Origin of the sequence: Hymenobacter fodinae, from assembly GCF_004745825.1 — a bacterium.
Taxonomy (GTDB): Bacteria; Bacteroidota; Bacteroidia; order Cytophagales; family Hymenobacteraceae; genus Hymenobacter; species Hymenobacter fodinae.
In genome coordinates this window covers 251,417-264,747 of record NZ_SRLA01000004.1, presented here as the reverse complement: position 1 = coordinate 264,747, position 13,331 = coordinate 251,417, and the positions used below count along the sequence as shown (strand labels likewise).

Below are 13,331 nucleotides of genomic sequence, written 5' to 3'. Positions count from 1 at the left end.
CGATTTATTTACGGTTTGGTAACGATAACTCAGCAACAGACTGGCCTAGCAAGAACTCTCATAGTTTGATGATAAGAATAGCCTGGAACATGAGCGCGGCAAGGCCGTACCTGTTACTTACATGCGCTACATTTCCCTCGACCTTGAAACTACCGGCGGCAAGCCCCAGCGCCACCAGATTCTGGAGCTGGCGGCCGTGGTGGAAGATACCAAGCACCTGCGTCCCCTGGCGGAGCTGCCCGCTTTCCGACGGGTAGTGCGCCACCCCGAATACGTGGGTACGGCTGGTGCCTTAGCTTTGAACGCGGGCCTATTGCAAGAACTGGCGCGCAAAGAGCCCAACCCCGAGCTATGCACACCTGAGGAACTGCTGCCTCAACTGCGGGAATTTCTGCTAGGCCAGGGATTCAAGCCCGACAAGCACGATTGCGTAGCTGTGGTGATGGCCGGTAAGAACATTGCCTCCTTCGACTTGGGTTTTCTGCGGGAACTGCCCGGCTACGGCATTCTGGTTCGGGCTGAGCCCGCCATGCTCGACCCGGCCGCCTTTTACCTCAACTGGCGCAAAGACACCCGCCTGCCTACCATGCAAACCTGCAAGGCTCGCGCCGGCTTCGAAGATGATACTGTTGCCCACCAAGCCCTTGCTGATGCCCTAGATGTGGTGCAGCTGCTGCGCCCATTTTATGAGCTACCCCTGTACCAGCAGGTGCGGGAGCAGTAAAGGACCAGGCGCAGTTAGGTGGAAGGGAATAGTGCTGCGTATTTTGCAGCATGATGCTGCGCTCCTGCTACCGGCTGTACATTCTTCTGATTTTCTTGACAACTGCCACCGCTGCGGTTGCTCAAACGCCTAGTAAGCGGCCCACTCCGCAAGAGCATGTCCAGGCCATAGCAAAGTTTCAGCAGACGCTGAATGCGGAGTACCGTAACCCCGCTGAGTCGCCGCTGCCGCCGGCGGTGCGGGAGAAGTTTACTGGCCTAGCTTTCTTTCCGGTTAACTATAGCGCCTGCGTACTGGCCCGTTTCGTGCGCGACTCCTCCCAGGCTCCATTTCCTATGCCCACCAGCACAGCCCGTAGGCCACTCTATCAGAAATATGGCGAGCTACATTTCGTGCTGGAAGGCCAAGCCTTGCACCTCACGGTGTATCAAAGCTTAGATTTAAAGCAAAAGCCGGGCTTCGAGGATTATCTATTCATTCCCTTTACTGACCCCACGAACGGGCACACAAGCTACGGGGGTGGGCGCTACCTAGATATGCGGTTGGGCCAGATTCAGCAGGGGCAAGCAGTACTTGATTTCAATCAAGCGTACAACCCCTTTTGTGCGTATAGCCCGCTTTATTCCTGTCCGGTGCCGCCCGCTGAAAACCGCCTGCTAGTTGCTATACAAGCAGGTGTGATGAGCGACCATTAAGTGGCCTAGGAAGGTAGAACTAGCGTATACTACAGAACAAAGCTAAGCCAGTTGGCCGCGCCCCGGGTAAGAGAGAATACCGCTAAGAAGCCTCACTTTCTGTACTGCCTTCGTCTAACGGTAGCAGCCAATAGTCCGGCTCGGCTTCTAGCGCTAGGGCGGCCAGATTGAGCCAGGAACCCGCGCGGTCAAGTACAGCAGAATCGGAGGTGACGACCACGTCCGTAGTTTCGGCCAAGACTCGGTCGGGATTGAGTACTACCTCGGCCGTCCAGGGCAGGCCTAGGGCGGGGCCCAGTTCCCGCAGGCGTGCGGCCAGTCGGCCACTGTTAGAAACTGGTTGATCAAGCAACCACTGCACTGGGCCAGGGGCCAGCTTGTGTAGGGCCGCGGCGGCTAGCCGAATGGCACGGTCGGTTTCTTGCACTGCCCGGTAGGTTCCGTGAATGCTAGATAGGTCGCGCAGGCAGGTATCGCGGCCACGCAGCACCACTCCACCACTCAAGGCAGTTTCGAGCGTGATAATCAAATTGAATCCATCAATGGCCACGGGGCGGCCACCTAACGGAGAAGTGGGTAGCCGCGTGGTGGCACGCTGGGCATACTGCTCATCGGTGCAAGCGGCGCGGCCCACGGCCCAGCGCTGCCGTTCCGTAAGTGCGTACCGGTCGCCCACTAATTTTAGAGTGGCACTAGGTGGATAGCCGCGCGTCAGGAGCCACGAGAGTTCGGCCACCGCGCGGCGCAGAACCGGCACCCATTTGGGGGCAAACAGCCTTTCGTCGTTCGGGTGCGGGCCACGGTGGCGAGTATCAGCAGGGCGCATAATTGGGCGTAGAAGACAGAAAAAGCAGTGAAGAACGATTAACAATACCCTCTTCCGCTAACCACTAGAATAGGGCTGTAGCCAACCAACGGCTGCGTTAGAGGCACTAGGCTTGCTAGGTAGCCGAAGAGGTGAACAACGGGATACGGATGCGGACGTAGGTGCCCACTTGCGGCGAGGAGCCCGTGTGCACGGCCCCTCCCAGCAGGGCTACCCGGTCGCGGATGCCGCGCAACCCTAGGCCCATACTAGTCGCCTCTTGAGCCGGAAAACCTACGCCATTGTCCTCCGCCCGCAGCAGTACATAGCCCGGCACTACTTCCAGCGCCAGGCTGGCTTCCGTAGCACGAGCGTGCTTAATGATGTTTTGGGCTAATTCCTGGGCCATCCGAAATAATGCCACCTGCAATTGCTGGGGCAATGGTTGGGTTAGTTCTTCCAGGGACAAGTGACACTCAATGGTAAGCTGGGCCGTGCTAAGCGTGCGACAAATGTCCTGCATGGCCACTTCCAGCCCAAACTCCGTCAGGACCAGCGGCACCAACTCGTGGGAAATAGCGCGGGTCTGGCGGATAGCGTCGGCGAGCAGGTCGTAGGCGCGCGCCCAGGCGGCCTCTGGTACCTGCGTCCGGGCTTGGTCGAGCTGGAGCTTGGTGGCGTAGAGTATCTGGCCTACCCCGTTGTGCAGCGCTTCGCCGATGCGTTTGCGCTCCGATTCCTGCGCTTCGAGTACCACGTTAAACAGCGCTTGCTGCTGCTCTAGGCGCATACGTAGGTTGTCCTGCTCCAGCTGGTGTACGGTGGAAATGTCGAGGTCTACCCCCAGCAAACCGGCCGCCTGATCGGGAGCAGCTGCTAAAACTACCGCTTTCACACGGATGGTTTTAACAAGCTTGCCTACGCGCAACTGCAGGGTTTCTTCTAGGTCGCGGGGCTCCTTGGTCAGGCAATGAACCAGCCGCTCGGCCACCGCACGGTCATCTGGCACTACATAGTCGAGATAAATAGTGGGCGCAACGGGGCTACCCTCAGGCAACCCGAACAAGCGGTACATGCCTGCCGACCAGCGCAACGTACCCGCTCCTGGCTCATATTCCCAGCTGCCCAGCTCTGCCACCGACTCGGCCTGCTGCAGCAAGGTAAACTGGCGCAGGCGCTCTTCTTCGGCCAGTTTACGCTCGGTTATGTTGAGAGTGGTAACCACCACGCCGTCGTCGAGCTGTACGTACATGGAGGAGTACCACTGCCGGATGTCTGCGTAGGGGTGATAGTATTCAGTTTGCTGCGGCTGGCCGGTTTCCACGGCGCGGCACATCAGTGCCAGCAAACTGCTAAATTCTGGGCCGGGAAAAAGTGTGGTAAAGCGCTGGCCTATCAGGTCGGCTAGGCCAGTTTCTTCCTGCAGCTTGCGGTTGACGGAGACGAAAGTGAAATCCTCAATGGAGCCAGAAGCGTTGCGGTTGGCCCGTAGCACGGCCATTCCGATGAGGCTGGTATCGTAGACGGACTGGAGGAGGTCGCGGCTTTGCTGCAGGGCTTGCGTACGCCGCTGCACCTTACGCTCCAGGGAGGCCGCCAGCTCCAGCTGCTGCTGCTCAGCCTGCTTGCTTTCTGTTATGTCGAGCAGCACCCCGTTCATGCGCAGGGCGCGGCCATCGGGGCCGGTGTCGGTAGCTTGGCCGTGGCTGCTCATCCAGCGCACGGTGCCCTGCTCAGTGAGGATCCGAAACTCAGCTTCAAACAACCCATTCGCGTCAACGGCGGCTTGCAGGCGAGTGAGCACGGCGTCGCGGTCAGTGGGATGCAGATGGCGGGCAAAGTCAGCTGACGTGAGTGCAGTAGAGGTGGGCTCCAGGCCAAATTGTTGGTAGTGCCGGGCATTCCAGCGTATCTCGTTCGTGGGTATATCCCAATCCCAGGTGCCCAGCTTGGCCGCTTCTAGGGCAATGCGCAGACGTTTTTCCGACTGCCGCAATGCTTCTTCGGTTGATTTTTGCTGGTGTATGTCGATGTTCATTCCCATCCACTTGCTAATGCGGCCTTGCGCATCCCGGATGGGGGTGGCCCGCACGTTGGTCCAGCGGTATCCTCCACTCACTGAGCGCACGCGAAATTCTGCGTTAACGGTGCCTTCAACCGCTACAGCTTCCTGCCACTGGCGCCCGGCATATTCTCGGTCTTCAGGATGGATAGCATCAAGCCAGCCATAGCCGAGCCATTCTTCCAGGGTCTGGCCGGTGTACGCCCGCCAGCTCGGGCTGTCCTGGACTAATTGTCCATTGGGTTGCGTTTCCCACACGGCGTAGGCATGCGCTACTACTAAGTTCCGAAACCGGGCTTCACTGTCGCGCAGCGCGGCTTCGGTGCGGGCGCGCACCACAGAGCCCCAGGTGCGCTCGGCAGTTTCTGCCAGCAAGGTCAGCTCTTGGTCGGTCCAGGCGTGGGCAGTAGAGTAGTGCATAAATAGCACCGCCAACAGTTGTCCGTCTTTACGCAAGGGCACGTTCACGGTGGCCCCTAGCTGCAGGTCGGCGTGAGCCTGCTTTTCAACGTCGGAGAGGGTGGAGTCGTGGGCGATGTCCGGACGAACCACCGTCTGACCTTGTCGAAAGGCGCGCAGCAGTTCGGGCCCGTAGTCGTCGTAATGGTAGCGCCCCTCAATGCTCGGTACGCCGGGCTGGGTGTAGTTGCGCGTTACCACAATGTGAGCTTGGTCGCCCTGGTCCTCGGCGTAGCCCACCCGGCTGGCGCCCAGGTACTGGCCTAGCACACAAGCGGCCTGGTACTGAATCTCCAGCGGGTCCGACAGGGGCCGTAGCGTGTCGCTAAGCTGGAGTAAGAACGCCTGCTGCTGCTCATGGCGTTTTCGGGCCGTTACATCGGTAAACAGCAACGACACCAGGGGAGTGGTGGTATTCCCAACGCGGAAGGCATATACGTCGTACCAACGGTTCATGGCCGGCGTTTCCTGCATAAAGCGCGTTGGCTCCCCTGTGCGGGCAACGTGGGCAAACTGCTCAAACCAGCTACGCTCGAGGTCGGGCTGGAGGTGGCTGATGCGCTGGCCTACCGGGTTGCGGAAGCCCGTTTGCAGTTCAAAGGCCGGATTAGCCTCGCGGTAAATCCAATCTACGGCGTTGCCGGCCGCATCAAACTGAAGCTCTAGCACGCAAAAGCCCTCGTCGATGACATTGAACAACGCCCGGTAGTTGTCTTGAGCGCGCTGCGCTATTTCGTCTTTCAGAAGCAGCAACTCCTGCTCGGCCTGTTTGCGAGACGTAATATCCTTGGCCGTGCCCAGCCACTCCAGAATCTGGCCCTGGGCATCAAGCACCGGTACCGCCCGGGAGTAAACCCACCCCACGGAGCCATCGGCGCGAATCACCCGATGCTCGTGCTCGAATATGTTTTTTGTACGGATAGCCTCCTGGATGATAGCCATCGTGGGGGCTTGCTCCTCGACCGGCAAGTAGGCATGTAGCCAAGTGCTAGTTGAGGTGGTAGTGCTGGCCAGCAACTCTTTGCCCACCAATTGGTGCATCTGGCTCCAATCGGCACTCATCTTATAGACCATATCGGAGCTGGCCATCACCAGCAACCGAAATTGCTCATCGGAGCGGTGCAGGCCTTGCACTACTTTGGAGGGGGTGCCTGGCTGTGTAGGGTCAGGAGAAGAGGTATCTGCAACGGGTTGTTCTGGCATAGGTGAGGTGGCAGGGAGTAGCCTTTAACTTAGCGCAACTGCTAGTAACTACTGAAGGGCTCTGTATGTGAAGCTCTCCTGACTAAGGTACAAGTATCCGGCGCTAACAGAACGTTAAGCTCGTCGAATTGAAGCCGGACCGTGGCTAGGCCTATCTCTGCTCCAGGCACTAGAGCCGGGTTCAGGTTTTACCACCACAATGTTCCTCATGGCCCCTTACCTCTTAGGGGTGTTGAGGGCTCCAGAGTGCACATTCATCTTAAGTTCAGATAGGGGCTATAACTCTGCCGAGAGGACAGAAAAAGCAATGCCAAGAGCGGCACGATAACAAGCAAGTGGCCTAGCAGACCTACGCAAATCAGTTAGTGGCTCAGATGCAAGAAATGCAGCACTATTCAAGCATTTGTTTGCACAAAGCTGGCGGGCAGTGCTTAGCTTTACTAAAACCAGATTGTTGAGTTTTTCCTAGCACTAATTCAACTGCTGGCTTCGTTTCTAAAGGGCGGTGAGTGATACCTATTCTTTTGAGTATCCGCTTACTAGTTCGCCTGCTTACTTGCCTCCCTATGCCCACAAACTTACTGCATCCTGCCCTACTTACTACCGCAACTTCGTTCCCACATACCTCCCCGCTAGGCCAGTCGGCACGCCCGGTTAATACCCGGTTTTTCCGGCCGATGTGGCGGGTTGCTAGCTGGCTGTTAACTCTTGTGGTTTTATTGCTGAGCGGCGCAGCTACAACGGCTCTGGCGCAAGCAACATCTCCGGAGTGCGCGGCCGACGAGAAGTTTGCCAACACCTGGTACTTCGGCTTTAAGGCAGGACTGGACTTCAATGAGGCTTCTGCCGACTCTCTCCCAAAGGTGCTCACCGATGGGGCGATGGATGCTCCTGCCGGCTCTGGAGTGATGTCAGATAGAAACGGCAAAATTCTCTTTTATAGCAATGGCGAAACCGTGTGGAACGGGGACGGCACTGTAATGACTAACGGCACGGGGCTGGCGGGCAGCCGCTTCACCACCGACGGCCCCCTGCCCATCAAGCTGCCGGGCTTACCTCAGGCGGGCCAACCCACGCGCTACCTGCTTTTCACCCTGAAAGACACCGTTGGCCTGAGCTACTCGGAAATTGAGATTCCGACCGGTGGGGGGCCTGGTACCGTCATTGCGGCTACCAAAAACACGCCCCTGGCGCGCGGCACGGCGGAGAAGCTCACGGGCGTATTTCACAAAAACGGCTGCGATATCTGGGTTATCGCCCACGGTTGGGGCAATGCGAAGACGGGCAATAATAACCGGGGCAATGCCTTTCTGGCCTACCGGGTGCGGCCATCGGTCGGCTATGTAGGTCCAGTTCTCATCGATGCGCCCATTCCTTCAGCCGTCGGTAGCCTGCACGCACCAAGCGTGGCAGCCCTTGGCTACAAAGGCCAGATGCGGGTAACTCCTGATGGGCAGCGGCTAGCCCTGGCCCGCTACAGCGAAGCGCTAGGCGATAGCAGCAGCACCGTGGAGCTGTTTGGGTTTGATACCGGCACGGGCCAGGTGAGCACCAATCCGCAGGTGCCCTACATCGTCGACCGCGGTGAGGGGAAATACTATGGGGTGAGCTTTTCGTCCGGTAATTACCTCTATGCCACGGTGCGCAACCCGCCTAAGCTGCTGCAATTCAATATCGGCGGTACGGGTCCGGCTACCAAGCTAGATATTCCACTCAACCAGAAAACACCGGTTGACCTTGGCTCACTGCAGGCTGCGCCAGATGGCAAGATTTACGTGGCCCGCGACAACCAGCCCGCGGTGGGCTTCATCCCGTACCCCGACTCGCTGGGGGCTAAAATTGAATACGCCGATGATAGCTTGCAGCTAGGCGGCAGCCGCCTGAGTGGCCTAGGCCTAGTGAACTTCAACCAAAGCTCCCTGTTGCGCGTGGGGCCTAGTGCGCAGATAACAGGTTGTAGGCAAATTACTTTCACGGCCCCGCCTATTAATTTTAACAAGAAGATATATACTTGGGCTTTTGGCGACGGTGCTAAAACAACACCTTCTGCAACGGATTCTGTCATCACTCATACGTATGCTACGCCCGGCAACTACACAGTGACGTTGCGTATCGAGACCGACTGCTTTTGCCGCGAAAGTTCGGGCACTATTCAAGTGCCGAATTTGCCGAATCCGGGTAGCATTGCCAGCCCGCAAACGCTGTGCGCAGGCACCGCACCGGCCCCCCTTACCAGCGCTACTGATGCCTCCGGGGATGCTGGCCTGCCGCTCGTGTACCAGTGGGAAACGTCGACTGATAACGCGACTTGGACAAACGTCCCCGGTGCTGCCAACGGACCAACCTACCAGCCAGCTGCTTCACTGCCCGTTGGCATAACGTATTTCCGGCGGCGCGCTCAACTGCTGTTGCCCGACCAGTCGGGTCCTTACTGCACGCCCAACTTCACTGCTTCAGTAGCCATCACAATTACGCCAGCCGTAGTAGCGGGCACCATTGCCGCCGACCAAACTGTGTGCGCAGGCAGCACCGTAGCCCCTCTAACGAGCACGGCCCCAGCCACGGGTGGTACGGGCACATTTGCCTATCAGTGGGAATCTTCCACGGATAATACCACCTGGACGACTATCAGCGGTGCCACCGGGGAAACCTACTCACCCGGCCCACTCACGGCCACTACCTTCTTCCGGCGGCAAGTAATTTCAGGTGTCTGCGCCGCAGTAGCTTCAAACACCGTTACCATTACAGTAGTGCCGGCCCTAACGGCTGGGACTATTGCTGCTGACCAAGCCGTATGTGCTGGCGGTACCCCAGCTCCGCTCACTAGTACTGCCCCAGCTACGGGTGGTGCGGGTGCCATTGCGTACCAGTGGGAGTCATCAACCGACAATACAATTTGGGTCCTCGTTAATGGAGCCACCGGCGAAACCTTCGCGCCCGGCCCACTCACGGCTACTACCTCCTTCCGGCGTCGGGCAAGCTCAGGCACTGCTTGTGCTCCGGCCGTTTCCAATGTTGTCACCATCACGGTAGCGCCGGTGCTAACAGCCGGTACCATTGCCGCCGACCAGACGCTGTGCCCTGGCGCTACGCCTGCTCCGTTTACTAGCACGGCTCCGGCTACGGGTGGTGCGGGTACCATTGCCTATCAGTGGGAATCCTCTACTGATAACGCAAACTGGACTGCCGTAGCGGGTGCCACCAACTCTACTTATGCGCCGGGTCCGCTTGCTGGTACTACGTACTTCAGGCGCGCCGTAACGGCAGGCACCTGCGGACCAGTGTACTCGCCGGTGGTTACCCTAACCGTGCTGCCTGCCCTAACGGCAGGTACCATTGCGGCCAACCAGACCCTATGCTCGGGTGCCGCGCCAGCCCCTCTAACGAGCACGGCCCCGGCCACGGGTGGCACGGGCACGTTTGCCTATCAGTGGGAGTCATCGACTAACAATACTACCTGGACAACCATTGCTGGCGCTACCAGTGCTGATTTCACTCCTGGTCCGCTTACTACTACCACTTATTTCCGGCGGCAAGTAACGTCTGGAAGCTGCACTACCACACCATCTAACACGGTTACCATCACGGTTCTGCCAGTGCTGACGGCGGGCACCATTGCCGCTGACCAAACGCTGTGCTTTGGCGCTACACCAGCTCCGCTTACCAGCACAGCTCCGGCCGCGGGCGGAACCGGTACGTTTGCCTATCAGTGGGAATCCTCGGCGGATAATACCACCTGGAGTCCTATAGCTGGGGCCACGGGTGCCGAATTTGCGCCCGGCCCCTTATCAGCTACCACCTACTTCCGGCGCACTGTAACAACTGGTTCTTGCGGTCCGGTGGTGTCTAATGTTGTCAAGATTACTGTATTGCCGGCCCTAACGGCGGGCAGTATTGCCGCTGATCAAACGGTGTGCCTCGGTGCTGCCCCGGCCCCGCTCACTAGTACGGCCCCAGCCACGGGTGGCAGTGGTACATTTACCTACCAGTGGGAAGCCTCCCCAGATGGCTCTACATGGACACCTATTGCGGGCGTAACTGAAGCTAATTTAACGCCAGGCCCTCTTACGGTCACCACTTATTTTCGGCGCCGGGTAACTTCGGGAAGCTGTGGACCAGAGTATTCCAACACTATAACCCTGACAGTACTGCCTGTATTAACAGCTGGAGTTATTGGTGCGAATCAGGAAATCTGTACAGGTACTGCGCCAGCGACCCTTGCCAGCGGCGGCGCGGCTACGGGCGGCACCGGCACATATGCGTATCAGTGGGAATCCTCGACGGATAACTCCAACTGGACTGCCATAGCTGGCGCTACGGGGGGAGATTTTGCGCCGGGCCCACTCACCGTTACTACCTACTTCAGGCGGCGGGTAACTTCGGGAACGGGCTCTTGCTCAACGGTAGTATCTAATGTGGTGACCATCAGGGTGCAGCCGGCCGTTACACCTACTGTAACCCTGGCGACGCCACCCGTGCAGTGCCCCGGTACGCCGCTCACCTTTGCAGCGGTGGTTACAAATGTCGGCGCTACCCCTACGTTCCGCTGGTTGGTAAACAACTCCTTAGTAGCTACCGGCGCTACCTTTACCAGCAGCACTCTTGCCACTGGCGACCAAGTGACCGTGGAGGTTACGGCTACGGCGGGGCTGTGCAGTACGGGGCCAGCAACGGCAACGGTTACGGTTACCCGTACTCCCACGCCGCTGCCCACGCTGGCTATTGCCGTGCAGCCGGGCGGACCAGTTTGCTTAGGCTCGCCGCTCACCTTTAGCATTGCCAACGTAACGGAGGCCGGCCCGAATCCCGCGTACCAGTGGCAGGTAAATGGCAACGACGTGCCCGGCGCAACGGGCCCGGTGTTCACCAGCACTACGCTTCGGGAAGGCCAAACCGTGACGCTACGCCTGCGCACAACCAACGTGTGTAGTCAGCCCGTATCGGTGGTCTCTAACGGTGTACCAGTCCGGATTCAACCGCCCGTCGATGTAGATGCTGGCCCCGACCGGGAGATTCTAGCGGGCACCTCTATCACGCTGGAAGGCCGCGCCGATGGCAACTACCCCGTAACGTGGACGCCACAGGCGAGCCTGAGTTTCCGGAATAATGACCCACTGCGGCCCATTGCTTCACCTACCGAAACCACTACCTATACTCTCTCAGCGGGAGAAGGCGGTTGCGCCGACAGCGACCAGGTGACGATAACGGTGCGCCCACCCATTCGCATTCCGAATGCCTTCACGCCTAACGGGGACGGCCGCGACGATACCTGGCAGATTGAGTTCATTGAGCAGTTTCCCGACAACACGGTGACCGTGTTTAACCGCTGGGGCAACAAGATCTTCTCCGCCGAAAACTACAGCCGGGCCAACGAATGGCGCGGCGACATGAACGGTAAGCCTGCTCCGGTGGGTACCTACTACTACGTGGTCGTGACGAAGGGCCCGCTGGGCAAGTCGTACAGTGGCTCAATTACGATTCTGTATTAATCAAACGTCCTGCTGCGCTTGCCGCAGCAGGACTATCTTCTTGATCAGCATTCAGGCAACTACTGATATGAAAAGAGCTTTAACTCTACTGCTGCTCCCGCTGCTAGTAGCCGCCGTGCCGGCCCTGGCTCAGCAGCAGGCGCAGTACAGCCAGTACATGAACAATAATTACATCCTGAATCCGGGCGCTACCGGGGTAGAGGATTACATCGATGTCAAGCTCAGCTACCGTACCCAATGGACTGGCCTAGAAGGAGCTCCCAAGACGTTCTACGTGAGCGGCAGCTCTTCGCTGGGCAAGTGGCGCACCACCAGCAAACGTACCCTGCGCGACCGGCGGCGGCCATTTCACGCCATCGGGGGCCTAGTCTACCGAGATGAAACCGGGCCCACCAGCCGCACTGGCGCCTACCTTTCTTACGCATATAACTTGGTGCTGCGGCCTAACCTCCGGGCTGCACTGGGTGCATCGGTAGGTATGCAGCAGTTTGCCGTTGATGGGCAGAAGCTGCAATTCTTCGACCCTACTACCGTGGCTGCCAGTGCAGCTTCCCGGGTGCTCGATGGGTCGGTAGGCCTGTGGGTGTACAGCTCCGATTTCTATTTCGGGGTATCGGGGGCGCAACTGCTGGGCAACAAGCTCAATTTCTCTTATGGGCCCAACTCTCTGGAGGCAGGCGAGGGCAACACTTTAAAGCGACACTACTTTGCCACGGGTGGGGTGCGCGTGCCGCTCAGCGACGACTGGTCGTTGGTGCCCTCCGTGCTGGTGAAAGCGGTACAACCGGCTCCACTTTCCCTCGACCTCAACGCCAAGCTCAAGTACCAAGACCTGCTGTGGGCCGGCGTGTCGTGGCGCGCCTTCGACTCCTTCGTGGGCATGGTCGGCCTCAGCTACGAACAACTCACAGTAGGCTATTCCTACGATGCTGGCCTCTCGCAACTAGCCGGCTACCACGGCGGCAGCCACGAGATATTGCTCGGCCTGCGCCTGAAGAAGAAGACGCAGGTGGTGTGCACCAATCGGTTCTGGTAGAACGAGCTGGAGTGGCCTAGAAAGGCTTTTTGGCTACTTAAATGGCCGCGGGCTGGCTCAAAGTTACTCTCGAATTCTAACCTCTTTTGCGGTAAGATTAGCTTGAATAGTCAGGTTAAGTAGGCCACCCACAACCAAGATAGCTCCTGCTATAAACGGGAAACCAGCACCCACCAAGTCGGGCAGGCTAGCCGACCACAGGAAGGGGAAGCAAAACAGCATGGCGGCTACTCCTACTATCATTAGGCAGTAACTGCCTAGCAAGCTAAGGCGCATGTGAACGTTGGGTTTGTTGGCGGGCTTTAATTCGCAGTAGCGGCTAAACAGGTGGCGGCGGAGTTCCTCTAGTGGTTGGTGTTGGCACTCTTCTATAGTAAGAGCAGCAATGGGCTGGCACCGCTGGCCTGCACGGAAATCTTGCTTGAATAGGCGCCAATGTTGCGGCAACAGCACCAAGCCAAACAAGAAGATGAGGATGCTTGGCAGCGTCCAGTTACCATTGCCGAGCATGAAAGCTTGCAAACGGATTTCCCCCACGGGCTCCAGCTCGTAGGCCAGTACCACATGTTTTAAATCGTGACTTTCAAAGCCGGGCACAAGCGTTAGCTCCCTCGCCAGCAAGCATTCCGCTAGCTCCTTGCCAACCGTGCCTGCCGGAAGCTGTGCCAGCGCCGCCACCTTACGCTGATAGTGAGGCATATCATGGCACTGCTCCAAGCACCATACAGATAGGAAAAAGGCTTTGCGGATAAGCTGCTCAGCTATAGAATATTTCATAATAGAATTATTGCTTCTAGTAAGACAATATCTGGTATAATCTGAAGAGTGCATCTATAACTAGAATTATGTCAAGCGACA

7 protein-coding genes are annotated in these 13,331 nt (G+C 58.2%); 4 read left to right on the top strand and 3 right to left on the bottom strand.

Annotated features, from left to right (window positions below):
* Positions 1–121: 121 nt before the first annotated feature.
* The gene (locus EU556_RS18910; protein WP_135435703.1) at positions 122–724 is read left to right on the top strand and encodes a 3'-5' exonuclease; all 603 of its coding nucleotides are present in this window, start codon (positions 122–124) and stop codon (positions 722–724) included.
* Positions 725–774: 50 nt separating this feature from the next.
* Positions 775–1,419 carry a DUF1684 domain-containing protein gene (locus EU556_RS18905; protein WP_135435702.1) on the top strand — a complete coding sequence of 215 codons (645 nt, stop codon included), beginning with the start codon at positions 775–777 and terminating at the stop codon, positions 1,417–1,419.
* 82 nt (positions 1,420–1,501) lie between these two features.
* Here EU556_RS18905 and EU556_RS18900 read toward each other — a convergent pair whose 3' ends face one another.
* Positions 1,502–2,245: a DUF434 domain-containing protein gene (locus tag EU556_RS18900; RefSeq protein WP_135435701.1), complete on the bottom strand. Its 744-nt coding sequence runs from the start codon at positions 2,243–2,245 to the stop codon at positions 1,502–1,504.
* Positions 2,246–2,360: 115 nt separating this feature from the next.
* Positions 2,361–5,948 carry a PAS domain-containing protein gene (locus EU556_RS18895; RefSeq protein ID WP_135435700.1) on the bottom strand — a complete coding sequence of 1,196 codons (3,588 nt, stop codon included), beginning with the start codon at positions 5,946–5,948 and terminating at the stop codon, positions 2,361–2,363.
* 566 nt (positions 5,949–6,514) lie between these two features.
* Here EU556_RS18895 and EU556_RS18890 point away from each other — a divergent pair.
* Both EU556_RS18890 and EU556_RS18885 read left to right on the top strand, forming a co-directional pair.
* Positions 6,515–11,437, top strand: a complete 4,923-nt coding sequence (locus EU556_RS18890; protein WP_135435699.1) for a T9SS type B sorting domain-containing protein — start codon at positions 6,515–6,517, stop codon at positions 11,435–11,437.
* 67 nt (positions 11,438–11,504) lie between these two features.
* A complete protein-coding gene (locus EU556_RS18885; RefSeq protein ID WP_135435698.1) occupies positions 11,505–12,473 on the top strand; it encodes a PorP/SprF family type IX secretion system membrane protein in 969 nt (322 codons plus the stop codon).
* Positions 12,474–12,536: 63 nt separating this feature from the next.
* Here EU556_RS18885 and EU556_RS18880 read toward each other — a convergent pair whose 3' ends face one another.
* Positions 12,537–13,250 carry a hypothetical protein gene (locus tag EU556_RS18880; protein ID WP_167855637.1) on the bottom strand — a complete coding sequence of 238 codons (714 nt, stop codon included), beginning with the start codon at positions 13,248–13,250 and terminating at the stop codon, positions 12,537–12,539.
* Positions 13,251–13,331: the final 81 nt, after the last annotated feature.